Here is a 26,235-nt window from a genome sequence, read left to right as displayed (position 1 = left end):
ATCCTACATATTAATTGAGGACGTGATCAAATGACAACGATTATCGGCATAGCTGGAAATCAAATTATTCAATCCGTTGATGTTTTCAACGGCAACCATGTAAGTTATACACCACAAGCTTTCGTAACTGCTGTTGAAAAAGCAGGCGGACTCCCTATTGTTATACCGATTAGCAAAGAAGAAAACGCGACAGCGTATGTTTCTCAAATCGATAAATTATTATTGGCAGGCGGACAAGATATTTCGCCAGATTTTTTTGGAGAAGAACCCCATCCAAAGCTAGAAGAAACCAATCGTAATCGTGATCTTTTTGAACTAGCTTTGATCCAAGAAGCTCTTAAACAAAAGAAACCCATTTTTGCGGTGTGTCGGGGCATGCAGCTGCTAAATGTCGCTTTAGGAGGAACTTTATATCAAGATCTTTCGTTATACCCTGAGTGGACAGTCAAACACGGTCAACAACCCACTCAACCGCAATTTGCGACTCATGGCATTCAAATAGAAAAGGATAGTGTTCTCCATCAATTACTTGGAGAAAAATATCGCGTTAATTCTTATCATCATCAAGCGCTCAATACATTAGCCCCATCATTAAAAATCACCGCAAGATCAACCGATGGTCTTGCAGAAGCAATCGAATCAGTTGATACAAACAAAAGTATCTTGGGTGTTCAATGGCATCCAGAACTTCGCTTTGATGTAGACGCAAAAGAATTTAAATTATTCGACTATTTTGTGAATCAACTATAAAAAGATGGTAGAAAATTGGTTTTATCCAGTTTTCTACCACTTTTTAAATGTACTTCGTATTAAAAATCAAAATTATCTGGATCAGGACCTAAACGCTCATTTGTATTTAATTCATCGATCCGCTTGAGATCTTCATCTGTCAATTCAAAATCAAATACGTCAAAATTTTGTTTGATACGATTTTGATGAACTGATTTTGGAATGACAATGATATCATTTTGTAAATGCCAACGAATAATCACCTGTGCTGCTGTTTTGTTATATTTCTTGCCGATTTCAATTAAAGTGAAATTTTCTAGAATTTTGCCTTGTCCTAATGGAGACCACGCTTCAATGGAAATATTGTTATCTGTTAGAAATTTACGTAATGGTTTTTGCGTCAAGGTTGGATGAAGCTCGATTTGATCAATCATTGGTACGACTTTTGCATCTTTCAGTAGTTCTTCAATATGATGTTCATGAAAATTAGATACACCTATTGCTTTAGCGCGTCCACTTAGGTAAATTGCTTCCATCGCACGCCAAGACTCTTTATATTTCCCTTCAACCGGCCAATGAATCAAATACAGATCAACATAGTCTAAACCAAGCTTGTCTAAACTTTCATCAAATGCTTTCAGAGTGGAATCATATCCTTGATCAGCATTCCATAGTTTCGTTGTAATATAAATTTCTTCTCTAGGAACACCCGACGCACGAATTCCTTCACCTACACTAGCTTCATTTTTATAAGCTGCTGCTGTATCAATTAAACGGTAACCCTCTTGTAACGCCCACTTCACTGAATCAACAGCTTCTGCTCCATCTTTCACTTGCCATACCCCTAAACCTAATCGAGGGATAAGCGAACCATTCGCTAACTCTTTTGTTCTTTCAAAATCCATATTTCTTCATTCCTTTCTTTGAAAAAATAAACACATAATTAGTATACTCTCTAAAATTCCAGATGGAAAATAACTAGATTGTAAATATTTGTTTCATTTATTATTAGATCTTAAAAGCTGAATGTTCAATTTATTATTCATTTCAAAACTTCAATAACTTTCAACGTTTGTTTTCCTACCTCTTTAGTATCTACTACTGTCCTCTCAACTTTGTTTGGTTCATCAATTTTTTATTTTAATCATAATTGGTCAACGCATAAATATTGATCAGTTGATTCAGCTTAAAAATGCATTTATTTCACTATAATCATTCGTCTTACTTTTCCAAGTACCTTTATGAAAAGGAGAGTTTCCAGTTTCCCCTCCTTTTCATACTCATTTTTTTAAATAGTAATACGCATTTATTTAAGTTTTTGATTAAAAATTATCTAAATCAATTATTTTTACTTACTCAAACCAAAGTGACTGAGACATAACTCTATGAGTTACAACCCAGTCACCTAAAATCTGAATAAACGAAGAGAGTAGAAGCTTATTTCTCGGGGTTAAACTCTTCTGTCTCTACCTCTTTTTGCTAGTATAATCAATCTTCTTTTGGTAATTCTATTTTTTCGATTGCATTGAAATTGTCATATTCTGAGCTAATGCTGATAGTGACTTTCCCTTTTTTATTCTCACCAATAATGTTGATATTCATTTCTTGTACATTAAAAGTTTTTTTGTCTACACGCATATCCATCTCAATTGTTAGATCATCATTCGTATCAAATCCCTTAAAGGAAATGTTATAATATTTTTTCAATGTTTTATATAATTTTTTATCATAGCCTTCATACAGAAAATGATATTCATCATCCGTCGTTTCAAAGTCTAAATCTTCCGAAACTAAATCAAGAACCTCTAAAGGTACATTATAATCCACCTGTCTCATAAACTCTTTTGCATCAACCTTCGCCGTCTTTTTCCACACTCCTGGTCGATCTTCTAAGTATGCTTTTCCATCTGTTATAATAACATCAAGATCTTCTCCATCAGCATTCGTCAAATCAATTTGATGTGCATTATTTTTACGATCAACCTCCGAACTCATTTCAACTGTTGAATTGTTTTTTTGCCCCAATGCACTTACCTTCACACTGAGATCCATATCTAATGAATAACTATCTACTTTACTTTCTTGTACATCCATGCGTTTGAGTACCGCCTCTTTTGTAACTGGCTTATTACAACCAGCCAATGCAAACAGTAAAACAACAACCAAAACAAATTTTTTCATTTTAACTCCCCAATTTCTTATATTATTTAATACAATATTTTCCTTATATATTATACTAAATCTACATTCAAAATACGAGAGTTTTTCTACTGTTTAGAGAGCCAAATTGTATAAAAAAGAGGATGAGACAAACATCCTTCTTTCAACAATTCTCTATATCTTTATATTCCTTATCCAGCCATCTGGTGCGGCGATATCACCAAATTGAATCCCTGTCAATTCATCATAAAGTTTCTGCGTTACGGGGCCAACTTCTGTCTCGCTATAAAACACATGGAAATCATCATAAGTCTGAATACCGCCAATAGGTGAAATCACAGCAGCCGTTCCACAAGCTCCAGCTTCTTTAAATTTATCCAAAGCATCAATATAAACCTCTTCTTCTACAGCTTCCATTCCAAGATTATGTTCAGCCAGATAAAGTAGCGAATACTTCGTTATGCTTGGCAAAATTGATGGTGATAACGGCGTAATAAAACGATTGTCTTTCGTAATTCCGAAGAAATTAGCAGAACCGACTTCTTCGATTTTTGTATGTGTTGCTGGATCTAGATAGATACAATCTGAATAGTTTTTTTCTTTCGCCTCTTCTCCAGGCAATAAGCTAGCTGCATAGTTCCCGCCAACTTTAATTGCACCAGTTCCTTGAGGTGCCGCTCGATCATAATCAGAAAAAATAAAGTTCGTTGGTGTTAATCCACCTTTGAAATACGCACCTACAGGCATACAGAAAACCGTAAAAATAAACTCTGGAGCCGAATGTACACCGATTCCTTCACCAACACCAATTAGAAGTGGGCGAATATATAACGTACCACCACTGCCGTAAGGAGGAACAAAAGCCTCATTAGCCTTCACCACCTCTTCTACTGCACGAATAAATTTATCTTCTGGCACTTCTGCCATCAATAAACGCTTGGCACTTCGACTCATTCGTTTAGAATTTTCATCGACTCTAAATAAATTGATTGAGCCATCTTTACAACGGTAAGCCTTCAAGCCTTCAAAACATTGTTGACCATAATGTATTGCTGCTGACCCTTCATGAATATGAAGCGTGTTATCTTCCGTTAATTTCCCAGCATCCCACTGACCATCTTTCCAAGTCGAAATGTAGCGAAATGGTGTTTTTATATAATCAAAACCTAAGTTGTCCCAATCTGTTACCATATAATCACTCCTCATTTTCAGAATATTGTAACATATTAATAATAAATTTGTTAAGCTTTTTATATAAATAATGACATCTTTTTTCAAATTCGAGTATAATGATAAAGTAATCATTGATAAAAAAAGAAAGTTGGAATATCCTTGTTTATTTTAGGACAATCTAAATCCAGTACCACAGTTGAAAGTACGATGGATTCTACACTTGATATAAAAAATGCTGCTGAAAAGAAAGTCAATGCTCTTGAACATTATTGGAATGGAATTGATTGGGATAAGATCATCGCTATTCTAATTGAAAAAACGATTTATCTCTTATTTCTTATTCTTTTTTTTGTGGTCCTAAATCGAATAGGTAAGCTTCTAATTGACAAAGCGTATAACAATTATAGTAAAAAGCAATCGTTCAATGAAAGTCGTTTAAAAACACTACATACCTTAGTCAATAATGCTTTTCAATACACATTATTTTTCTTTTTCACTTACTCTTTACTAACAGTTGTAGGGGTTCCAGTAGGCTCACTCCTTGCGGGGGCTGGAATAGCTGGTGTGGCGATTGGTTTAGGTGCACAAGGATTTATGAATGATATTATCACTGGATTTTTCATCATTTTAGAACAACAAATGGACGTTGGTGATTATATCCGTTTGACATCATTGAATATAGAAGGTACCGTTACTGCTGTAGGACTTAGAACTATACAAATGAAAGCTCTAGACGGAACTGTTCATTTTATTCCTAACAGAAATATCACTACGATAAGCAACCTTTCCCGCTCTAATATGCAGGTTTTAATTGATGTTCGAATCATGCCGGATGAAGGCTATGATCAGATCATAGCGATTATCGAGCAAGTCAATTTGGAGTTGAAAGACAAATATTCAGAAAGTATCCAAACAGGACCGACGATTTTCGGGATGGTTGATCTTGGAAATGGAAATTTTGCCATTCGTACAACGATGTATGTGCTAAATGGAAAACAAGCACCAATCAGAGAAGAATTTTTAGCTCAGTATGTAAAAAAATTATCTGAAGCGAACTTCACTATTCCGAATACACCGATTACAGTCAAATAGAAAAAAAGGTGTGCAACAAAAAAACTTTCGTTGCACACCCTAAATATATGAGTCAACCATGGTAAAAAAGCAACTCCTTCGGAAGCAACCTGAAATTCTGTTTCCACCTTTGATCTTAGTTGATTTTTCTATTTATCTAATGATTTCAAAAAATTGCTAATATGTTCCACAGCAAAAGGAATCGCTTCTTCTTTAGGTTCAAATTTAGCAGAATGTAGACCATACACGCTATCTACACCTAACCAAAACATCGTACCAGGTACTTTAGATAACAAATAACCGAAATCTTCCCCCGTCATAGCGACTTCTGCCTCTTCGAATAAAACTCCTGCTTCATGTTCCATAAATGACATGAAGTTCTCTGTTGTTTCTTTATTATTAATCACTGGAACATAACCTTTTTGATCTAAAAATACCTCAACTTTACAATTAAATGACTTCGCTATCCCTTTGCCAATTTCTTTGATTCTGTTTTGGGTCAATGAATTCATCTCTTCTGTCAATGTTCGAATTGTACCGGAAATTATCGCTTCTCCCGCAATCACGTTTGTTGCTGTACCAGCATTAAACGTGCCGAAAGTAACTACAGCTCCTTCTACCGGATTAACATTACGACTAACGATCGTTTGTGCCTGCTGAACGAGACTCATTCCTGCTACAATCATATCATTTGAGGCGTGAGGAAATGCGGCATGACCACCTTTACCTTTTAATGAGATTTGAACTTCACAAGTTGCTGCAAAAAGCGTACCAACTTTTGTTGTAATCTTGCCCACAGGTAGCTCTGGATTCACATGAAGACCATAAAATTCATCTGGGAGCCAAGAATCAAATGCATTATCTTCATACATTAACATGCCGCCCGCTTCGTTTTCTTCTGCTGGCTGAAAAAGAAATAAATAGTTATTTTCAGGTTGCTTCAAAGTCATTTGTTCCAATAATCCTAAGGCAATCGCCATATGGAAATCATGCCCACATGCATGCATATATCCTTTATGTATAGACTGAAAACTAGAAAAAACGTCCTCTGTTATTGGAAGACCATCAATATCAGCTCGCCAGCCAATCGTTTTTTTCGAATCACTCCCATGAACAAAAACCAAAATGCCCGTTCGCCAAGTTTTGTATTCTACAAATTCTTTATCAATTGATTGGATAATATCCAGCAAATAGTTTTGTGTTTTTTCTTCTTCTAGACCAAGTTCTGGTATTTGGTGTAGCTGTCTGCGAATTTCAATTAATTGTTCTTGAATCACTACTCATCTGCCTCTTTTCTATTCTTACTATATCTTATTGTTGAATAAAAAGAGCTTGCTGTCAATCCTTAAAAAAAGAAATTTCGAACATTGCAAAACCAAGTATTATAAAGCTCTTATCATTCCGAACGCCTACACTAATAATAATATGAACAAATTCATCTAGAGTTAATTTTTTCTGATCAATGTCAATAATTGCCACATTGCTTAATTTTTTTCCTAAAACTTCTACGCATTCTTTTGAAGCTCTAGGTTCCATTCCACAAAAGAATAAAAAAGGAGGAAATAAAAAAAAGCATACCAGCCATTAGATACTGCTATGCAAGAATTAGCACAAGAATATTCAGAAAAAAGAATGACAATTGGTTAAATAGTTTTTATCAAAAACTAGTGTCATAGTGGATAATCAATTACAGAACAAATAGTTTGCTTTTTCTGTATCAGTTACACTTCTATACTTAAATTAAAGCACTATTACGAATTACAATTTCCGCAATTCTTCCATCATATTTGTTTTACTTTTGGTTTTTGCATCGATGTTTTTTATCTTTTTAGCTGGCACTCCGGCAACCACAGTATAAGGTGCAACATCGTCAACAACAATAGCTCCTGCTGCAACAACGGCTCCTTCACCTACTCGAATACCTTCTAGTACAACAGCATTTGCACCAATCAAAACATTGTCTTCGATTACCACTGGCTCTGCACTCGGCGGCTCAATTACACCAGCTAGAACGGTTCCTGCGCCAATATGACAATTTTTACCGACTGTTGCTCGTCCGCCTAAAATTGCACCCATATCAATCATTGTTCCTTCCCCAATCACCGCACCGATATTGATCACAGCGCCCATCATAATCACGGCATTATCACCGATCTCAACTCGATCTCTGATTGTTGCTCCTGGTTCAATCCGTGCATTGACTTCTTTAATATCTAGCATTGGAATCGCAGAATTGCGTGAGTCATTTTCAATCACATAATCTATGATACTGTCTTTATTTTTTTTCAGAAATTCTTTAATTACTTTCCATTCACCAAATAAAGTACCCGTTTTACAATTCGTAAATGCTTGAATCTCATCAGGAAAGGTTACTTCTTTAAGTTTGCCTTTCAAGGTAACTTTTACTGGTGTTTTTTTCTCAGCATTCCCAATATAGTTAATAATTTCATATGCGTCCATTAAAATAACTCCTTTCAAATTAAGCAATATAACAAAGTGTTTTTTTAGAATGCTCGTTGCTTTTAAATGTCTATCTTATCAAAAAATGAATGAACGCCAATGCTTGATAAAGAATCAAATCACTTTCATTTCTATGGATTCTCCGTCAGATTTTGGTAAAATGACATTCTTTCGTTCCAGTTCATGAGCCATGTGATTGATTGCCTTTAATAATTCTTTGCGCGTAATAATCCCTTTAAAGCATTGGTTATCATCCACAACGGGTAGAAAAGCTGCATCAACGAGTAAATGAAGAACATCTTCCAATTCCCATTGTTCACCAATTATTGGAACGTTGACTTCCATAACATCCGCAACAGTAAAATCCTTCAATTTATCAAAATCAACAGATGTAATATCAAACATTTTATCCACCACGTCAGACAAACTAATTAGACCAACAAAACGATCTCCTTTGTCTAAAACAGGAATTTTTGAATATTTTACTTGAGATAAAACCAATAGGGCATGACTTAGCGGATTCAAACACATTACGTTTGCAACGTTCTCCGCTGGTATTAAAAAGGTTTCTTGTTTTTCTAATAATAATTCTTTTACAGCAGTTCCAATCATAGGAGTGCCTCCATTTCATTTTCTTTGCCACAACTATCATTGTACAGAAAACAGAAGCAAATGTCTTCAAATTCAAACTTTTTTCATAACTCTTATAAAAAATTAAGATTTGATCTTATTTTCGTCACTTTTAACTATTGATCGCAAAGAGAATAACAGCTCCCACTATTTCAAGTAAAAGTTATCTAAAGGTAATTTTTATTAAAAACAAAATGCAGTTCTTTATATGGCTTGTGATCACGACCATAATATTGAACGATCAATTGATCTTCCTTACTTTCAATGATCGCATAAGATTTATGTTGAATTGGCCCTCTAGGCAGTCTGATACTTCCTGGATTCAAATAAAGAACATTTGCTCGAACCTCACAACCAATTTCGTGCGTGTGTCCAAATAATACAATGTTCGCTTTGGAATTATTTGCTTGTAAAGCAAGAGATGTCAAGCCAGAACGGACATTCGCCAGATGACCATGTGTCATAAAAATAGTATCCAATTCATTTTTTTCTACGATTGTATCAGGAAATTCAGGATCATAATCACAATTTCCTTTAACGACGATAAAATCATGCCATAATTTATCGGTAGGTTCTAATTCTGAGTCACCACAATGAAACATTTTATCAACGTTTCCACGATAAGTATCTACTAAATCAACTAACACGTTACGATCGCCATGATTATCACTTACTACTAGATATTTCATGTAAAACCTCCTAGTTTTTTAACCAATGTTCCCATTGATCTCTTAGTTTTGCAACGGCTTTTCCTCTATGACTGATTTCATTTTTACGCTCATCTGAAAGTTCAGCTGCTGTTTTTTGTTCTTCTGGTACAAAAAACAATGGATCATAGCCGAATCCATGATCACCACGAGGAATCGTGCCGATTTCTCCTGACCAATCCCCCTCAACAACTAAACTTTCTTTATTAGGAGCAGCAAAAACAAGTGTGCAATGGAATGTTGCTGTTCGTTTTTCTTTTGGTACTCCCGTTAATTCATGGAGTAATTTAGCATTATTAGCAGCGTTATTTGTTGGTTCGCCAGCAAAACGGGCCGAAAAAATCCCTGGTCTACCGTCTAAAGCATCAACAATTAGTCCGGAATCATCCGCTAAAACAGGTTGTTTTAAAATTTCAGCAATGGTTTCGGCTTTTAAACGAGCATTTTCTTCAAAAGTCTTCCCAGTTTCCTCTACATCTGGTAGTTCTGGATAATCTAATAAAGTTTTCACACGATAGTCTTTTTCAGCAAAAATTTTAGTGAACTCTTTGGCTTTTCCTGGATTTCTTGTAGCAATAACGATTGTTTTCGCTTCGGTGGGAAAAACCTTTTCAGAAAATTGATTCAGTAATGCTTCTTTTTGGTACGCAATCAGATGCTCGATACCCGTTTTACCGTAGAATAATAATGCATTTAACTCATCACCAGAGAAAGTCGCTTCTTCTCCTGTTCCTTGAAGTTCAACAAAATTCCCAGATTCTGTCATTACCAAATTCATATCAACAGCTGCAGCCGAATCTTCCGCATAATCCAAATCAAGAACGCATTGACCATCGCTTAAAATACCTGCACTAACTGCAGCCAGATACTCTTTAATTGGGTTTTCTTGTAAAACGCCTTTTTTAAGCATTTTGTCGACTGCAATTCTCATTGCAACAAACGCGCCCGTAATACTCGCTGTTCGGGTGCCTCCATCTGCTTGAACCACATCACAGTCAACGATGATACTTCTTTCACCTAATTTTTCCAAATCAATAACTGCACGTAATGAGCGACCGATTAAACGTTGGATCTCCATTGTTCTGCCAGTTAGTTTTCCCTTTGCACTTTCGCGGATGTTTCTTGTATTTGTAGCTCTTGGAAGCATACTATATTCTGCCGTCACCCAGCCTGTTCCTTCGCCTCTTAAAAATGGTGGAACCTTTTCTTCCACGGTTGCAGAACAGATGACTTTAGTATCACCAAAAGAAATCACTACTGAACCTTCTGGATGTTTATAGACATTCGTCTCAATGGTGATTTTTCTTAATTCTTTTACTTGTCTTCCATCATGTCTAATCATGTTTCTTTCCTCCACTTAAGATATTCGATAATCGAGCTTGCTCAACGGTAATTGTTTCTAAATCTAACCACTCATTGGCAATTGCTTTAAACATTTTTGCAGAGCCAGTGGTATAAAATTCATTTGGTTCATTTTTGTACTGCGGCGTATTAGCTATATCAAAATAATCCAGCAGCATACTCACTTCACTCACTGTTTCTGCTCCTGAATCAATCAATTTCACCTGATTTCCCATTACATTTTGAATTAAAGGACGTAATAATGGATAATGAGTACAACCTAAAATCAAGGTATCTAGTTTTTTCAATTGCAAGGGATTTAACGTTTCTGACACAATTTTCTTTGCTACAGAAGAGTGAAACTCATTACTTTCAACGATTGGAACAAATTTTGGACAAGCCAAACTAGAAACAAATGTATTGGGCGCTTTGCTTTTCAATGCTTCTTCATAAGCGCTACTTTTGATAGTTCCTGCAGTGCCGATCACACCGATGCGATTATTTTTTGTTGCTTTTAATGCCGCTCTAGTTCCTGGCAGGACCACACCTACAACTGGAATATCCAATTTCGCCTTGATTTCTTCTAATGCAACAGCTGTAGCAGTATTACAGGCGATTACTAACATTTTGATGTTTTTTTCCAAAAGAAAATTTGTCATTTCCCAAGTAAATTGAATCACTTGCTCAGCAGGTCTTGGACCATATGGGCATCGTGCTGTATCGCCAAGATAAATCAAACGTTCATTTGGTAGTTGTCTTAATGCTTCTTTTACCACCGTAAGTCCGCCGACTCCAGAATCTATCAATCCTATTGCTTCATAATTATTCAAGTCAATCAAACCTTTACAGTATTTTTTCAACACTCTTATTCTCTACTTTTTACTACCTTTTTTCAAGTCATATTCATTAAATCCTATTATATCATTCTTTCTACAGTAATTTTTCATTTTGTTTCAGCTTTTCAACTCTTTTTTTCGGTAGCTATTCAAAAATACTGGTAATCTCATTTTTCATATGTTATAATTTCTAACATTAACGGATAGATAGATTTATGGCTGATAGATTAAATTTAAAAGAAAACAATTTTTATAAAGAAATTAGGTTCACTGTTTATCCTATAGTTTATCACCTATATGTTAAGCAATATCAATTTGCATATGAATCTTTCCATATTCTCAGTTTTATATATTATGAACGATTTCTTTATTTTTTATCCATCTATCCATTTGCTCACTAGTCCACGCTCGTTAAAAATGATGTAATAATTTTATACATAAAGGAGAATGTCCATGATTTCGTTGGAACATGTAAATAAGTTTTTTGGGGAACATCATGTATTGAAGGACGTTTCTTTAAACGTTAACGAAGGAGAAAAGATCGTAATCATCGGTCCTTCCGGCTCTGGTAAAAGTACATTGATCCGTTGTATCAATCATTTAGAAAAAGTTACTGATGGCCACATATTTGTTGACGGTATCGACATTACTGAACCAAAAGCACCCGTTCAAAAGATTCGTCAAAAAGTGGCGATGGTTTTTCAAAGTTTTAATCTATACGCTCATAAAACAATCATCCAAAACCTGACGTTAGCTCCAATCAAAGTCAAAGGTGTTAGTAAAGAAGAAGCTACAAAGACAGGTATGGAATACTTAGAAAGAGTTGGATTGGCGGATAAAGCCCACGCCTACCCTGCTCAACTTTCAGGCGGACAACAACAACGTGTCGCCATTGCACGAGCTTTAAATATGCATCCAGAAATTATCCTATTTGACGAACCAACCTCAGCCCTTGATCCAGAAATGATACAAGAAGTTTTGGATGTTATGGTGGATTTGTCAAAACAAAATATCACAATGATTTGTGTGACACATGAAATGGGTTTTGCTCGGCAAGTAGCCGACAAAGTTATCTTTATGGATGATGGTCAGATCATCGAAACAGGAACACCAGATCATTTCTTCACTAGTACTCAAAATGAACGTGCAAAAGAGTTTTTAAGTAAAATTATTCATAATTAAGACAACAAATCAGATACAAGGAGGAATTTTAAATGAAAAAAACGAAAAAATTACTAGCTGCATTATCCCTTACTCTATTACTTGGTTTAATTGTAGGATGCGGCAGTGGCGGAAATGATAAAAATTCTGCTGATTCTGGCAATAAAAGTACAACTGATCTTCAGAAAATCAAAGATGCAGGTGTCATTAAAGTCGGTGTTAAAGAAGATGTACCTAATTTCGGCTATATGAATCCAGATACGAATAAAAATGAAGGAATGGAACCAGACATCGCTCGCTTAATCGCAAAAGAATTGACCGGCAGTGAAGATAATGTCGAGTTTGTTGGCGTAACAGCTAAAACTCGCGGCCCTTTATTAGATAATGGTGAATTGGATATGGTGATCGCAACGTTTACGATTACAGATGAGCGAAAAGAAACATACAATTTTACAACGCCTTATTATAAAGACGAAGTTGGCTTTTTAGTAAGAAAAGCTGATAAGTTTACTGATACTGCTAGTTTAGATGGAAAAACAATTGGCGTCGTTCAATCAGCGACTACCAAAGAAGCGATTGAAAAGCAGGCTAAAGAATTAGGTGTAACCTTTAAATACCAAGAACTTGGTTCTTACCCTGAACTGAAAACAGCTTTAACATCTAAAAGAATTGATGCTTTTTCAGTTGATAAATCTATTTTAACAGGTTATGTAGACGATAGCACAGAAATCCTTAAAGATGGATTCTCACCGCAAGAATATGGAATCGCAACGAAAAAAGCAAATACTGAATTGAATGATCAATTGAATAAATCCATCGAAAAATGGGAAAAAGATGGCACTTTAGAAAAAATTTACAAAACGTGGAATCTGGACTAATTCTTCCCGATTCTATGTAAATCTATTAGAATTTAGGGGGGGAATTACATGTTCATTATAGCAAATGCAGGCCCTTTTGCACTGTATCGATGGGAAGCATTATTTAAAGATTGGAGACTTTTTGGAGATGCTTTCCTCTATACCATTTTATTAGCTTTAGGTTCACTGATTGTTGCTATGCTATTAGGTATTTTTTTCGGCAGTCTATCCGCTATGCAACATAAATTGTTGAACGTAATCAGTCGAATTTATGTTGAGTTTTTTCAAAATACACCATTATTAATTCAATTTATCGTCGTCTATTACGGTTTCCCTTTGATTAGCCCACTGTTGACCTTCTCAACAACGACCATTGCCATTCTTTGTGTGGGTCTTTATCATGGCGCTTATATCTCAGAAGTCGTTCGTTCTGGAATTGGGGCTGTTCCTAAAGGGCAATTCGAAGCCGCTTATTCCCAAGGTTTTTCTTATGGAAAAACGATGCGTTACGTGGTCTTACCTCAAGCATGGCGCATCATGTTGCCGCCGCTTACCAATCAAATCGTTAATTTAATAAAAAATACATCGACTGTTGCAATCATCTCTGGAGCTGACGTAATGTTTACAGCAAATAGTTGGTCCTCAGTCAATTTAAATTACATTCCAGCTTTCACTGTAGCAGGATTGCTTTACTTTGTTTTGTGTTTCCCTCTAGCCAACTTAGCTCGGAAATTGGAAGAAAATAATAAGAAAGCTTATACCAGATAGGAGGATGCAAACATGTCTTTTTCAGAACAAATGAGCCAACTTCTGACCGGCAATAACTTGCGATTTCTATTCGATGGTTTGAAGCTTACACTATATATCTCTTTTGTATCGATCGTGTTAAGTACGATTTTTGGCACAATTTTAGCTGTGTTGAGAAATCAAAAAACTGGCCTTTTTAAATTTTTAGCTAGTTTATATATTGAAATCGTTCGGAATATCCCAAATCTATTGTGGATTTATGTAATTTTCTTGATTTTTAAGATCAAGTCCACACCTGCTGGTATTGTCAGCTTCACCGTTTTTACAACTGCCGCTCTTGCTGAAATTATCCGTGGTGGTTTAAATGGTGTAGATAAAGGGCAAAAAGAAGCGGCACGTTCACAAGGGTTTAATCATTTCCAAATTCTTTTGTATATCGTCTTGCCTCAAGCGATTCGCAATGTTTTACCAGCTATTGTTTCACAGTTTGTGACTGTAATAAAAGATACTAGTTTTTTATACTCAGTCATTGCTCTACAAGAATTATTTGGCAAATCATATATCTTAATGGGGCGCTATGCGCAAACAGAACAAGTCTTTGCCATATACGGGCTTGTCGCTTTGATGTATTTCGTAATCAACTTCTCTATCTCTCAATTTTCAAGATGGCTTTCTAGACATTGGGTATAAAAAAATAAGAGCGTAGCACAAACTATTTTTTAGTTTTGCTACACTCTTATTTTTTATCGAATCGTTACATTAAATTCTTTTACTAAAGCTTTTTCTACTTTTTCCATTGATTGATTGATTTCTTCGTCTACCAATGTCGCTTCCGCGTTTACAAAAGTTAAGCTATACGCCATTGATTTTTTACCTTCAGCGATATTCTCTCCTTGGTAAACATCAAATAAATGAACGGATTGCAAGAATTTTCCAGCGTGTTCAGAAATGGTTCCAACCAATTCTTGGCTTGTTACTGATTCATCAACTAGTAACGCAATATCTCTAGAAACAGCTGGGAATTTTGAAATTTGTTGATAAACTAAAGCGTCATTTTCTTCTTCTATAATAGCTTGAAGATTTAATTCAGCAGCATATGTTTCAGGAATTTCATATTCTTTTGCCACAGCTGGATGAACTTGACCGACAAAACCGATAACTGTATCATTTAATTTTATCAATGCAGTTCTTCCAGGATGCAATTCTTGATTCTCTTTGGTCGCTTCATAGGATATTTTATCCGCAATACCTACAGAGTTAAATAACACTTCAAGCATTCCTTTGATTGTATAAAAATCAACTGGGGCTTCTTTTGTCTGCCAGTCTTTTGCCACTTTATTTCCTGATAATACAACACCTAAATGATTTTCTTCATGTGGTAATTGTTTTTTAGGATCGTTATCTTGATAGAATACTCGTCCGATTTCGTAAAGTGCAACATTGCTATTTTTACGAGCAACATTATAAGCTACATCATCCAGTAAGCCTGAAATCAAGTTCATTCTTAAAACAGAATGTTCTTCACTCATCGGCCATTGCAGGCTTGTTGTTAGGCTTTCTCTCATCATGAATTGACGAGATTTTTCTTCCGTTGTCAAAGCGTAGCTGATTGCTTCACTTGCGCCACAGCCCTCTAACAAACTTTTTATTTTACGAACTAATAATTGTCCACTCGTTAAACTTCCTGCCACAGTTTCACCTTTTGGCAAAGTTGATGGTAGGTTATCATAGCCATAAATACGTGCAACTTCTTCGATCAAATCGGCTTCGATCGTAATATCCCAACGTCTAGATGGAACCGTTACAGTGTATTTTTCTTGGTCTAGTTCGTAAGCAAATCCTAACGTATCAAAAATTTCACTAACCGTTTCTTGATCCATATCAGTACCTAAGTACTCATTGATTCTTGAAATCGTTACACTTACAACAACATCTTCAATTGTTAATTCAGAGCCCATTGCTTTCCCCGAAACAACTGTTCCTCCAGCTAATTTAGCAATCATTGCTGCAGCGACATCACCGGCTTCACCAATCGTTCCATGATTAATCCCTTTTTCAAATCGGCTAGAAGATTCACTACGTAAATTGAACTGTTTAGATGTTCTACGAATAGATAAAGAATCAAATAAAGCTGATTCTAAAGCAACCGTTGTTGTTCCGTCAGTAATTTCTGAATCCGCACCACCCATTACACCAGCTAAAGCTACTGGAACTTTACCATTTGTAATGACGATATTTTCATCCGATACTTTTCTTGTTTCATCATCCAAAGTGACGATTTCTTCACCAGATTTACCACGTCTTACTAAAATAGTTTTGCTCTCTAACTTATCATAATCAAATGCATGTAATGGTTGACCAAATAATAACAGAATGTAGTTTGTTACATCGACTACGTTATTGATAGGACGAATCCCTTCATTCATTAAACGGGTTTGCAACCACAACGGACTTTCAGCAATTTTTACATCTTTGATGATTCTGATTTGATAAGCCGGTGCATCTTTTTTATCTTCGACTTCAACAGAAATATAATCAGCAACAGTCTCGCTAGCATCTTCTTCCAAAAGTTCATCATTGAATTTAGGGGTTTGGCGATAAATAGCCCCTACTTCATAGGCAACGCCGCGCATACTTAAAGCATCTGCACGGTTTGGTGTGATCGATAACTCAATAATATGATCATCCATATCTAAATAAGAAAAGACATCATCGCCATTAGCAGCCTCTTCTGGCATGTAATAAATTCCGTCAGAATAAGCTTTAGGAATCACGTTATCAGAATAACCTAGTTCTTGCAAAGAACAAATCATGCCATTTGACACTTCACCGCGCATTTTCCCTTTTTTGATTTTTTGGTTGCCTGTAATACGAGAGCCAGGTAAAGCAACAATCACTTTGATGCCGACTTTAACATTCGATGCACCACAAACAATTTGCGATAATTCTTCTTCACCGATATCTACTTGGCAAATCGATAAATGATCAGAATTCGGATGAGGAATACATTCTTTAACCTCACCGACCACTATTTTTTTCAAGCCTTCTTCTGGCACTTCAACACCTTCGACTTCGATTCCAGTCAAAGACATTTGGTCAGATAATTCTTTTGCAGAAATTTTTGAAAGATCTAAATACTCACTTAACCATTTATAAGAAACTAACATCGTCGACTACTCCTTTACCTTGAACTGATTTAAGAAACGTAAATCATTTTGATAGAAATTACGGATATCATTCACACCATAACGCAACATCGCTACACGATCTGGTCCTAAACCAAAAGCAAATCCAGTATATTCATTTGGATCGATTCCTGACATTGATAAAACATCTGGATGAACCATTCCTGCACCTAAAATTTCAATCCAACCAGTTTGTTTGCAGACGTTACAGCCTGACCCACCACATTTGAAGCAACTAACGTCAACTTCAACTGAGGGTTCGGTAAACGGAAAATAACTTGGACGTAGACGAATTTTACGATCTTCTCCAAACATTTTTTTCATAACAACTTCTAGTGTTCCTTTAAGGTCGCCCATTGTGATATTTTTATCGATAACTAAGCCTTCAATTTGATGGAATTGGTGGCTGTGTGTTGCATCATCGGTATCTCTGCGGAATACTTTTCCTGGAGAAATCATGCGTAATGCACCTTTTGAAAAGTCATGTTTTTCCATTGTTCTTGCTTGCACAGGTGATGTATGTGTACGAATTAAAATATCATCTGAAATATAAAACGTATCTTGCATATCGCGAGCTGGATGATCTTTTGGTAAGTTCATGCGTTCGAAATTATAATGATCTGACTCCACTTCATATCCTTCGACGACTTGGTAGCCCATCCCAACAAAGATATCTTCGATTTCTTCCATTACTTGAGATAATACATGACGAGTTCCATGTGTCATTTGTTTGCCTGGTAAAGTTACATCGATTGTTTCTTGTTCTAAAGCGGCATTTAATGCTGCTGTTTCTAGGATTTCTTTACGTGCTTCCACGGCTTCAGTCAATAAATCTCGAATTTCGTTAGCAAAACTTCCAACGACTGGACGTTCTTGTGCCGATAAATCTTTCATTCCTCTCAAAACTTCTGTGATCGGACCTTTTTTACCTAGTGTTTCTACTCTAATTTGGTTTAATGCTTTAAGATCAGCTGCATGTTGAATCTTCGTTAATGTCTCATCTCTCAAGGCTTCTAATTGAGCTTTTAATGTCATTTCTCTATTCCTTTCTTTTATCTGATAATTGAGTTCAAAGCAGTAAATTAATTGCATAACATCTAAAATACTCATATAAAAAACGATAGCCCGCACCTACTTAAAGGAACGAGCTATCGTGTTACCATCCTACTTCATGATAAAAAATCATGCACTCAATTCTTATAACGGGTTTCACCGGTCTGCTCTCTTTGGAACAAACAAACTCCGGAAGTGAACTTCATTTTTCGATTACGCAACCTGTTTCCAGTCTATGACAGGTTTTCCCTTTCCGTATCAGCCAAACTACTTTTTTCCATCTACGTTTTTTGTTATTCAATTGATTACAGTTTACAAGAAATTAAGTCTTAGGTCAACTGCATTCTTCAGTCGTGACCCATTTTTCTGCCCAATGCTGAATTTGTTCCATTGCTTGTTGTAAGTCCTTACCTTTATTCGTGAGGAAATATTCCAGACGGCTACTCTCATCACAGCGAACTGCTTTAGAGATGATCCCTTCTCCTTCTAATTCTTTTAAGCGTTCTACTAACACTCGATCGCTTAGTTCAGGGATTTTTTGTCTTAACTCACCAAATCGTTGAGGACCATTTTCCAACAAGACATCAATAATTAAACCATTCCATTTCTTCCCTAAAATCGCAAAAGCCTTTTCGAATTTAGGACATAGTGAAAATTCAGTTGTCTTTACTTGCTCCATTTTCCTCACCTCGTGAACTGAGTATAGCACACAACTTACAATTTGTAAGTAGATTTGCTTTCATTTTATATCATTTTTTCAATAATCTCTTCTTTGTCCATGTCAATAATGATTCCAGCAGACAATAATACTAAGAATACTTGATTTACTTGTTTATTTGTTGCTTGCGTTAACGCTTTTCTATATAAATTTAATTGACCTCTATAACGCCGGATGATTTTTTTGATTTCTTGCGTATTTTCAATATCTTGGACAAAATCAGTCTTGTAATCATAGAGAATACAAGTTTCAGCTTGTTCAACGTATCCATCGATCATTCCGTGAATCAATAAATCATCTTGGGTTCCTTTTGGGTAATCTTTAATCAGTTCTTCAGCATTCAATAACATTGAAAAGGGTTGTTCACGAACAACTCTTGCTGGATTTTCTAACAAAAGTCGTCCTAAGCTTGTACGGTAGAAAGAAAGAACTTGATCTATATTAATTTGTTTCGCTACATTATCTTGTATGATTTTAGTTTGAACTAATTCTTCGATTAGTTGAATAATGCCCTCTTTTGTTGGTTCTTCGTTCAAGTCTAAAAGTTGCAATAAATAATGGGTTGCTGTTCCAATTTCTAACGCGGATGGTTTTCGTATTGTTTCAATAAATTTAGGTTTGCCTAGCTCTCCTTCACTCATTCGATGAACGATCATCGGCGTTGGCTGAATTGTATTTTTTTCATCTACTTCGATTTTTGCAATTTCTTTATTGTCTGGGTCTTCAAATACACGTTTAATTTCCGATACCGATTGATAATTCGTCGTTTTGGTTGAAAGTTGATAAGGATAATCATAATTTAAACGACGAAGACCTTTTTCTATAAATTTAGGATCACTATTTTCTGTACGCGCTTCTTTTATAGCGCTTGTATCAACAAACTGAAGTTGTGCAAACTGTTCTTGGATGGCTTTTTCTGTCATAAAAGCAATGGAAAAACCTGCAGAATGTTGTGTGATCCCTGCAATTTTCTCAGTTTCAAATTCAGTTTGAAACTCCGCCATTTTCTCATGACGAATCAAACTCATCCCTACCCAGTTCATCAAGCTACTTTTACCTTGTAAACGATTTTCACTAGGCAAGACTTTTGTCTGAACATCACCAACCCTCAGCCATTCTTTAAAAGCAGCTTCTTGGTTGTTATATGAACCTACTAAATAAAGCTTTTGCTCAGCGCGCGTCAGTGCTACATATAATTTACGCATTTCTTCTGAAAGTAATTTTTTTAATTTTGCCTGTTTGACTGCTAGAAAAGGCAATGTTTCATATAACATACGGTCTGTTTGATCAAGATAACGAATCCCTACACCTAAGCGATCATCAAAAATATAACGTTCGTTCAAGTCTCCAAGATTAAACTCTTTGGTCATATCTAGAATAAAGACTACCGGAAATTCCAAGCCTTTACTAGCATGGATCGTCATAACGCGAACCGCATTTTCTTCACTTAAGATCACTGGCTCAGCTAAATCTTTATCTTTCTCCTGCATTTTTTCAATAAAACGAACAAATTGAAATAACCCACGAAAGCTTGTTTGTTCATAACTGGCAGCTCGATCGACTAATGCAAATAGGTTTGCTTGTCTTTGTTTACCAGCAGGCATCCCTCCTACATAATCAAGGTAAGCAGTATCTTGATAAATTTGCCAAATAAGTGTCGCCAACTGATTTCTTCTAGCGATTTCTCTCCATTGTTCCAACCATTCAGCAAATTTCGTTGTTTTTCCTTTTAATGATTGCTGTTCTGAATCCCTAGCTTCATTTTGATTAAACGCTAAAAACGCTTCATAATAAGAACTTTTCTTAGCTGCTAAACGGATCGTAACCAATTCATTTTCTTTCAATCCTACAATAGGCGAACGCAGTACAGCCGCTAGGGGAATATCTTGGTACGGATTGTCTATGATTTGTAAAAGAGCAACCATTGTCTGAACCTCAGTTGCTTGAAAATAATTTTGAGCATCATTGACTTGAATCGGAATTCCAGCTAGTTTGAATATTTCTAAGATTGTTAAATTATTCTTCTTAGTTGGCGTCAACAACACTATATCCTTATAGCTCAGTGGTCGATTTTCTTTAGTCGATTTATCATAAATCAAATATTTATTATCAATTAATTCTCTGATTTTCAGCGCTGTCATATGCAATTCGCCTTCTGTTTTATCTTCTAAAATCAATTGAGAATCAGCTAATATAAGCGTTTCTTCCAGTTGCTCTGATTTTTTTTCATAAATCAGTAGTTCCGTATCATAATTTTCAGCTTCAGCAAATTGGTCAAATCCATGAACAAGTTGCGCCGCCTCATCGTAGGCAATTTGTCCAACTCGTTCATCCATCAATTGTTCAAAAACTAAATTAGTAAAATCTAAAACGTTTTTTCTAGAGCGGAAATTTTCAGCTAAAACGATTCGTTTTCCGTCTTTATTTTGACCATATTGATTATATTTTTCAATAAACAATGTTGGATCAGCTAAACGGAAAGAATAGATCGATTGTTTGACGTCCCCAACCATAAATAAATTCCCATCCTCGGCTGAGGGTCTTCTTAACCAATACAGAATCGTCTCCTGTAATCGATTGATATCTTGGTATTCATCTACTAATACTTCATCAAATTTCTCTCGATAATAGTTGGAAGCTTCAGTAGCAAACCAATCACCCGCTTCTTTTTTTGCTAAGATGGCTAAGGTGAAATGCTCCAAATCATTGAAATCGACTAACCCTTTTCTTCGTTTTTGTTTGCTGTAAGTATCTATAAATGCTTTCCCCACTTTAGCCATCTCTTGAACGAGCGGTTGGGATCGTTCTAAGATCTCCTTCATTTGTTCTGGAGATAATGTAAACAGATTACTTAAAAGATCGTTTATGGCTTTTTTATTCTGTTCTCGCAAATTTTTTGCTTGCGCAGATATTTCTTTCAATTCTTCTACACGCACGGTAGGATAACGTTCAAAAGTAACTGTTTTAGAAATTTCAAATGCAGATTCTAGATCATCATCTGCTAATTGGCTGGTAAAGGTTTCAACAAATTCTTTTTCATTTCTAGCAAGGGTTGCTATTTTTTCTAACTTTTCTTCCCCTTCTGTCATGCGAATCATCTCTTCATATCGATCCACACAGCGTAATAGGCTTTCCATTAGTTGAGGTTTTAAATACTCTTGAAATAAAACTGAGTCACCTAATTGTCCCTCTACATGATAACTATCAGCTAAGTGCGTAAGCCATTCGTCTGGATCTGGATTAGCGCGGGCAAATTCGTACAGAGAAAATATTAGTCTAGTCAGTCCATCATCACTACGGTCATTAGAAAAATTACTCGTCAGTTGATAAAAAGCTGCTTCGTTTTCAGCATAGAATTTTTCGCGGAGTTCATCCCACACATCCTCTTTTAAAAGTAACATCTCCGTTTCATCCGTCAACAAACGAAAGACAGGATCCATTTCGATCAAATAATAAAAACGTCGGATTACCGTTAAACAAAAAGCATGTAAAGTACTAATATTTGCAGTAGGAAGCAAAGTTAATTGTCTGATAAAATGTTGCTTTTTCTCTTGCTCGCTCTCATTTGTGATTGCCTTTTGCAAAGCGATTTGAATTCTTTCTTTCATTTCTTTGGCTGCAGCTTCTGTATACGTTACGATCAATAATCGATCGACATCCACGCCACTTTTAAGTTTTTCGATGACTCTACGAACAAGAACCGTAGTTTTTCCAGAACCCGCAGAGGCAGAAACTAAAATATTTTCGTCTCCATCAAAAACAGCTTGCCACTGATTATCTGTAAATTGTTCATTTTCCGGACGTAAAGGAATTGTCTTACTCATCAATTGTTCCTCCCTTCTGCTCATTTTCGATTAAACGATCCATGACTTCTTTTTTTGATAATGTTTCAATTCGATTGTAATTATTTTCTTTTAGCATAACATCAAAATTACAAACGCTTCTAAATGGACAGAAACGGCAAGCGATGCGTTCTTTCCCTTGATAAGCTGGATTCAAGTCGATTTCACCGCTAGTTACCTTGTTTCCAGCCTCAATAAATTTGCTGCGGTTATGAGTCAATAAAGCATCTAATTCAGGCTCTGTTACAAATTTATCTTCTTGACGACGGCCTGGTTTGATAATTTCTTTCGCTGATTCTTCGATTGGAAAAATCAAAGAACTTTGTTTAGCTTCTAAACTTTGATCTAGATTTTCAAGTAGAACTGGATCGTTTAATAACAATCCATCAAATTGAAATTTCTTTAAAAGCTGTTGCTCTTTTTTATCTTCCGTTTCGTATGGAAGAATCGGATTGTGAACGTGCAGATAAAATGAACCTGCAGGTTTAGCCGGCTGACCAACCAAATTGACAGCATCCATCAACGCCACATCTAAGTATGTGAGCATCTGCATTGCTAAGCCGTAATATGCTTCAGTAATATTAAATTTCTTGTGACTCGATTTATAATCGACGACGCCTAAATATAAAGATTCTGGCGTTACTAATTGATCCAAACGGTCAATTTTCCCTCTAACACTAATATTCCCGCCATTTTGCAATGGTAGTTCTAAGCCTTTTATTCCTTTTTGACTCGCAATTTGACCAAATAAAACTTCCGTTTGAACAGTCGTCATCCCGCTGCGTTCACTTTGCCGTTTTAATGCCCAACTTACTTTTTTGATTGTCTGTCCAAGTTGATAACGTATATAATTCATCCGGCTCGATGTATCAAGAATTGAAAATTTGATCTCGCCGAATACAGCATTCAATATTTGCTCAGTAAATTCGCTAACTTCTCGATCCGTCAACTCAGATAATTGTTTATTTTGCATGAACAATAACTTAAAGAACTGATCTAATGCCTCATGGAAAAAGTCCCCAGTCGCAGCTGGTGATAAACCGAAAACATCTCTTTCTTTTAAACCTAAGCCAAAGCGTGAGAAATATTGATACTGACAACGATAAAAACTTTCCATTCTTGATACAGATGTGTAAATATTCTTAGTATATAATTCATCTGCTAGATGTTCTTGTAGATTTTCGGGCAGATTTTGATGTCCAAGGCTTTCAAAAACATGACGTGCAAGCGTTGCTTGAGACTGTTTCATCAAAACACGTTCTAACACTAGCCAAAAGGACAAAATCCCTTCTTGCGATTCCTTCTTTTGACGCTTGAGATTTGTTAAGTCACTGATCAAGGTTCTATATGTCCCGACATGTTCTAGACTTGCTCGCTCATCATCTAAGATCGTAAGTGCATTTCTTTGTTGCAGATGCACGTTCAAATTATTTTGAATATTTGTTAAGTAGCTTGATACTTTAACATCTTTAACAGTGTCTTTTACACTTGAATAAGATAAATACAATCGTTCTGTTGCAGAAGTAAACATAATATATGCATTAAATGGTTCTTTAGCGATACTTTTTCTCGTATCTTTTAATAAAAATTGTCCATCATCTAAATGGCCATTAACGAACTGTCTTTCTTCATCTGAAAGTAACGTTTTATTGTCAAATTTTTGTGGTAAAACCTGATCCGTCAAGCCAATTGCAAATACCACTTTGGCTTGTCCTGGTCTAGCGAGATCAATCGAACGAATTTGTACCTGATCAATTGCTGTCGGTACTTTATTGTAACGTAATCCTTCAAGACCACTAGAGAAAATTTCTTCAAACAAGTCCAAATCAAATGTCTCTTTACCATAAATTGTCACATATTCATCTAATAAATTCATTAATGCTTCCCAAGTTTGTTCATGATTACGGGCATCTTCTAATTGTCCGCGCTCAATAGCTTGATTCCGCCACATCATCAATTGCTTTTCTATGCCATTATTGACTAAGAAACGATAAAAATGATCAGCTGCTTCAACTCCAGTTTGAGCGTTTAAAATTTGTTTGAAAAAGGTTGGTACACTTTGTTGAATCATGTTTCGCACAGCATTTGAATCTTTTTCAATTAGTTCCGTATCATCTTGCTGTTCTGCTTCAAAATCATATCGGATAAAATGCCAGTCTTTATTTTTCTCCCAATGATACCCTTCATAACCATAAGCCAAAACGACATTTTCAGCTACATCAATTTTCCTGCGCCATTCGTTACGTACTATTCGCCACTGTTCAATAGAAATTTCCTCTTCGATCGGAAAAAACAATTCTGTTCTTAAAAAACGCAATACATCTCGATAACGATAATGGTACGCATGAATAGCAAACAAAGATTGAATAAATTCAACTAAGGGATGTTGTTCCATTGCCATATCTCTATCTAGATAAACAGGAATTTCATGCATCGAAAAGAGCGGTTGAATCATCGTTTCATAGCTATCTAGTTCCCGTGTCAATAACTGAATATCACTGTATCGATAATTTTCTTCAACAACTAATCTTCTGATTTCTTTTGCAATATGATTTATTTCTTCCTTAGGATTTTCTGCACACCAAACTTGCAAATGATTATCACTGATTTCTTGTTTCTCTTTTTTAGGATGATTTTCTTGCGCCGTAATCCAATATTTGCCTAGCGTTATAAGACTGTTATCAGCGGTCAACGATTTACTTTTTTCAACATAATCAGGCAATATTTCCACATTTGAATTTCTAGCTAATTGATACAACTTATGGTAAGTCACACCTGTTTCATAAAATAAATTCATCAACGACGGTGACTCATTCGGGTATTTTTTATCCAACACTAAAGAGATTTTCACCTTGCCACCTCGTCGCATCAGTGTATCAATCAATTTTAATTCTCTTGCAGAAAAATGATGATACCCGTTAATTACGAATAACACCTGACTTAAATCTTTTCTTTCTAGATAGTCTGTCAAATAATTAATAATTTCTGCAGATTTAATTCCATAATTCATCATTGTTGCTTCAAATTTTGAAAAAACTAATTTGATATCTTGTATTTTTAATTGCAAATCCTGTTCTTTATTATTGGAATCTTGATTCGACAATTGACCAAATAACTCGTCTAAATTAATGTTTCCTTCTTTCATTTCCTGATATAAGTCAAATAACTGTTGGATAAATCCCGACTTATTCACTTCTCCACGAAAGACTTTTAATGATTCTTCATTTTCAGATAAAATCTTTCTGAAAACCATTGCAGCTCCTGCTTCCGAAAGAACTTCTGAGCTATAGTACTGCGTATGCTGTAAATAATACCAAGCCAAACGATAAAAACTAAACACTTGAAACCGCATCGTTGCAATTGAATCATTGTGATTTTCTTGGATACTTTTTATTCGTTTAAGTGCACTAATCTCTTGCTCAAATTTCATATGGTTTGGAACTAAATAAAAAACCTCGTGTGAATCATCTTCAGATAACCACTTTACAGAAGCTTGTAAAAGAGCTTCTTCTAAATCCATTTCGCCCGTTCCACGGATAAATTGTAAACTCATTTTGTCACATCC

General features: G+C 35.6%; 20 protein-coding genes and 1 other annotated feature. Of the genes, 6 read left to right on the top strand and 14 right to left on the bottom strand.

The window, feature by feature from the left end; translation table 11 throughout:
- Positions 1-30 precede the first annotated feature (30 nt).
- Positions 31-750 carry a gamma-glutamyl-gamma-aminobutyrate hydrolase family protein gene (locus AC4BBR_RS07650; RefSeq protein ID WP_490461942.1) on the top strand — a complete coding sequence of 240 codons (720 nt, stop codon included), beginning with the start codon at positions 31-33 and terminating at the stop codon, positions 748-750.
- A gap of 59 nt (positions 751-809) precedes the next feature.
- Here the strand turns inward: AC4BBR_RS07650 and AC4BBR_RS07645 are convergent, their stop codons facing one another.
- The 3 genes from AC4BBR_RS07645 to AC4BBR_RS07635 all read right to left on the bottom strand — a co-directional run bounded on the left by AC4BBR_RS07645 (position 810) and on the right by AC4BBR_RS07635 (position 4,080).
- A complete protein-coding gene (locus AC4BBR_RS07645) occupies positions 810-1,634 on the bottom strand; it encodes an aldo/keto reductase (RefSeq protein ID WP_490461941.1) in 825 nt (274 codons plus the stop codon).
- A gap of 583 nt (positions 1,635-2,217) precedes the next feature.
- Positions 2,218-2,910, bottom strand: coding sequence for a DUF6612 family protein (locus AC4BBR_RS07640; RefSeq protein WP_490461940.1), 693 nt, complete (start codon positions 2,908-2,910; stop codon positions 2,218-2,220).
- A gap of 153 nt (positions 2,911-3,063) precedes the next feature.
- Positions 3,064-4,080 carry a branched-chain amino acid aminotransferase gene (locus AC4BBR_RS07635; RefSeq protein ID WP_490461939.1) on the bottom strand — a complete coding sequence of 339 codons (1,017 nt, stop codon included), beginning with the start codon at positions 4,078-4,080 and terminating at the stop codon, positions 3,064-3,066.
- Positions 4,081-4,221: 141 nt separating this feature from the next.
- Between AC4BBR_RS07635 and AC4BBR_RS07630 the strand changes: the two genes are divergently transcribed.
- Positions 4,222-5,154 carry a mechanosensitive ion channel family protein gene (locus tag AC4BBR_RS07630; protein WP_490461938.1) on the top strand — a complete coding sequence of 311 codons (933 nt, stop codon included), beginning with the start codon at positions 4,222-4,224 and terminating at the stop codon, positions 5,152-5,154.
- A gap of 128 nt (positions 5,155-5,282) precedes the next feature.
- Here AC4BBR_RS07630 and AC4BBR_RS07625 read toward each other — a convergent pair whose 3' ends face one another.
- The 6 genes from AC4BBR_RS07625 to racE all read right to left on the bottom strand — a co-directional run bounded on the left by AC4BBR_RS07625 (position 5,283) and on the right by racE (position 11,101).
- Positions 5,283-6,410, bottom strand: coding sequence for an N-acetyldiaminopimelate deacetylase (locus AC4BBR_RS07625; RefSeq protein WP_490461937.1), 1,128 nt, complete (start codon positions 6,408-6,410; stop codon positions 5,283-5,285).
- A 481-nt stretch (positions 6,411-6,891) separates the two neighbouring features.
- The gene (gene dapD / locus AC4BBR_RS07620; protein ID WP_490461936.1) at positions 6,892-7,593 is read right to left on the bottom strand and encodes a 2,3,4,5-tetrahydropyridine-2,6-dicarboxylate N-acetyltransferase; all 702 of its coding nucleotides are present in this window, start codon (positions 7,591-7,593) and stop codon (positions 6,892-6,894) included.
- A gap of 114 nt (positions 7,594-7,707) precedes the next feature.
- Positions 7,708-8,205, bottom strand: coding sequence for a cyclic-di-AMP-binding protein CbpB (gene cbpB / locus AC4BBR_RS07615; RefSeq protein WP_490461935.1), 498 nt, complete (start codon positions 8,203-8,205; stop codon positions 7,708-7,710).
- Between the two features lie 185 nt (positions 8,206-8,390).
- On the bottom strand, positions 8,391-8,912 hold the full coding sequence (locus tag AC4BBR_RS07610; RefSeq protein ID WP_490461934.1) for a metallophosphoesterase: 522 nt from the start codon (positions 8,910-8,912) through the stop codon (positions 8,391-8,393).
- Between the two features lie 10 nt (positions 8,913-8,922).
- Positions 8,923-10,272, bottom strand: a complete 1,350-nt coding sequence (gene rph / locus AC4BBR_RS07605) for a ribonuclease PH (protein ID WP_490461933.1) — start codon at positions 10,270-10,272, stop codon at positions 8,923-8,925.
- The gene (racE, locus tag AC4BBR_RS07600; RefSeq protein WP_490462087.1) at positions 10,265-11,101 is read right to left on the bottom strand and encodes a glutamate racemase; all 837 of its coding nucleotides are present in this window, start codon (positions 11,099-11,101) and stop codon (positions 10,265-10,267) included. The genes rph and racE overlap by 8 nt, the downstream gene beginning before the upstream one ends.
- A 459-nt stretch (positions 11,102-11,560) precedes the next feature.
- Here racE and AC4BBR_RS07595 point away from each other — a divergent pair, with 459 nt between their 5' ends.
- The 4 genes from AC4BBR_RS07595 to AC4BBR_RS07580 are packed head-to-tail and all read left to right on the top strand — an operon-like array spanning position 11,561 to position 14,562.
- On the top strand, positions 11,561-12,289 hold the full coding sequence (locus AC4BBR_RS07595; protein WP_490461932.1) for an amino acid ABC transporter ATP-binding protein: 729 nt from the start codon (positions 11,561-11,563) through the stop codon (positions 12,287-12,289).
- 32 nt (positions 12,290-12,321) lie between these two features.
- Complete coding sequence (locus AC4BBR_RS07590; protein ID WP_490461931.1) at positions 12,322-13,146, top strand: transporter substrate-binding domain-containing protein; 825 nt, start codon at positions 12,322-12,324, stop codon at positions 13,144-13,146.
- A gap of 48 nt (positions 13,147-13,194) precedes the next feature.
- Positions 13,195-13,893, top strand: a complete 699-nt coding sequence (locus AC4BBR_RS07585; protein ID WP_490461930.1) for an amino acid ABC transporter permease — start codon at positions 13,195-13,197, stop codon at positions 13,891-13,893.
- Between the two features lie 12 nt (positions 13,894-13,905).
- Positions 13,906-14,562, top strand: coding sequence for an amino acid ABC transporter permease (locus AC4BBR_RS07580; protein WP_490461929.1), 657 nt, complete (start codon positions 13,906-13,908; stop codon positions 14,560-14,562).
- A 53-nt stretch (positions 14,563-14,615) separates the two neighbouring features.
- Here the strand turns inward: AC4BBR_RS07580 and pheT are convergent, their stop codons facing one another.
- From pheT to AC4BBR_RS07555, 5 genes are all read right to left on the bottom strand, one after another.
- Positions 14,616-17,039, bottom strand: coding sequence for a phenylalanine--tRNA ligase subunit beta (pheT, locus tag AC4BBR_RS07575; protein WP_490461928.1), 2,424 nt, complete (start codon positions 17,037-17,039; stop codon positions 14,616-14,618).
- Between the two features lie 6 nt (positions 17,040-17,045).
- Positions 17,046-18,092 carry a phenylalanine--tRNA ligase subunit alpha gene (pheS, locus tag AC4BBR_RS07570; RefSeq protein WP_490461927.1) on the bottom strand — a complete coding sequence of 349 codons (1,047 nt, stop codon included), beginning with the start codon at positions 18,090-18,092 and terminating at the stop codon, positions 17,046-17,048.
- 101 nt (positions 18,093-18,193) lie between these two features.
- Positions 18,194-18,403: a binding site (T-box leader), on the bottom strand.
- A 41-nt stretch (positions 18,404-18,444) separates the two neighbouring features.
- On the bottom strand, positions 18,445-18,789 hold the full coding sequence (locus AC4BBR_RS07565) for a winged helix-turn-helix transcriptional regulator (RefSeq protein WP_490461926.1): 345 nt from the start codon (positions 18,787-18,789) through the stop codon (positions 18,445-18,447).
- Between the two features lie 65 nt (positions 18,790-18,854).
- The gene (addA, locus tag AC4BBR_RS07560) at positions 18,855-22,652 is read right to left on the bottom strand and encodes a helicase-exonuclease AddAB subunit AddA (RefSeq protein ID WP_490461925.1); all 3,798 of its coding nucleotides are present in this window, start codon (positions 22,650-22,652) and stop codon (positions 18,855-18,857) included.
- A complete protein-coding gene (locus tag AC4BBR_RS07555) occupies positions 22,645-26,223 on the bottom strand; it encodes a PD-(D/E)XK nuclease family protein (RefSeq protein ID WP_490461924.1) in 3,579 nt (1,192 codons plus the stop codon). The genes addA and AC4BBR_RS07555 overlap by 8 nt, the downstream gene beginning before the upstream one ends.
- Between the last annotated feature and the right edge of the window lie 12 nt (positions 26,224-26,235).

It is taken from the genome of Enterococcus sp. AMC1251 (genome assembly GCF_058216535.1).
The sequence above is the reverse complement of the archived record's forward strand: the minus strand, read 5'-3'. Positions and strand labels throughout refer to the sequence as shown.

Bases quoted from the DNA above. Each gene is read 5' to 3' on its own strand.
- AC4BBR_RS07650 (WP_490461942.1), top strand. From the start codon at position 31: ATGACAACGATTATCGGCATAGCTGGAAATCAAATTATTCAATCCGTT.
- AC4BBR_RS07645 (WP_490461941.1), bottom strand. From the start codon at position 1,634: ATGGATTTTGAAAGAACAAAAGAGTTAGCGAATGGTTCGCTTATCCCT.
- AC4BBR_RS07640 (WP_490461940.1), bottom strand. From the start codon at position 2,910: ATGAAAAAATTTGTTTTGGTTGTTGTTTTACTGTTTGCATTGGCTGGT.
- AC4BBR_RS07635 (WP_490461939.1), bottom strand. From the start codon at position 4,080: ATGGTAACAGATTGGGACAACTTAGGTTTTGATTATATAAAAACACCA.
- dapD (WP_490461936.1), bottom strand. From the start codon at position 7,593: ATGGACGCATATGAAATTATTAACTATATTGGGAATGCTGAGAAAAAA.
- cbpB (WP_490461935.1), bottom strand. From the start codon at position 8,205: ATGATTGGAACTGCTGTAAAAGAATTATTATTAGAAAAACAAGAAACC.
- AC4BBR_RS07610 (WP_490461934.1), bottom strand. From the start codon at position 8,912: ATGAAATATCTAGTAGTAAGTGATAATCATGGCGATCGTAACGTGTTA.
- rph (WP_490461933.1), bottom strand. From the start codon at position 10,272: ATGATTAGACATGATGGAAGACAAGTAAAAGAATTAAGAAAAATCACC.
- AC4BBR_RS07595 (WP_490461932.1), top strand. From the start codon at position 11,561: ATGATTTCGTTGGAACATGTAAATAAGTTTTTTGGGGAACATCATGTA.
- AC4BBR_RS07590 (WP_490461931.1), top strand. From the start codon at position 12,322: ATGAAAAAAACGAAAAAATTACTAGCTGCATTATCCCTTACTCTATTA.
- AC4BBR_RS07585 (WP_490461930.1), top strand. From the start codon at position 13,195: ATGTTCATTATAGCAAATGCAGGCCCTTTTGCACTGTATCGATGGGAA.
- AC4BBR_RS07580 (WP_490461929.1), top strand. From the start codon at position 13,906: ATGTCTTTTTCAGAACAAATGAGCCAACTTCTGACCGGCAATAACTTG.
- pheT (WP_490461928.1), bottom strand. From the start codon at position 17,039: ATGTTAGTTTCTTATAAATGGTTAAGTGAGTATTTAGATCTTTCAAAA.
- pheS (WP_490461927.1), bottom strand. From the start codon at position 18,092: ATGACATTAAAAGCTCAATTAGAAGCCTTGAGAGATGAGACATTAACG.
- AC4BBR_RS07565 (WP_490461926.1), bottom strand. From the start codon at position 18,789: ATGGAGCAAGTAAAGACAACTGAATTTTCACTATGTCCTAAATTCGAA.
- addA (WP_490461925.1), bottom strand. From the start codon at position 22,652: ATGAGTAAGACAATTCCTTTACGTCCGGAAAATGAACAATTTACAGAT.
- AC4BBR_RS07555 (WP_490461924.1), bottom strand. From the start codon at position 26,223: ATGAGTTTACAATTTATCCGTGGAACGGGCGAAATGGATTTAGAAGAA.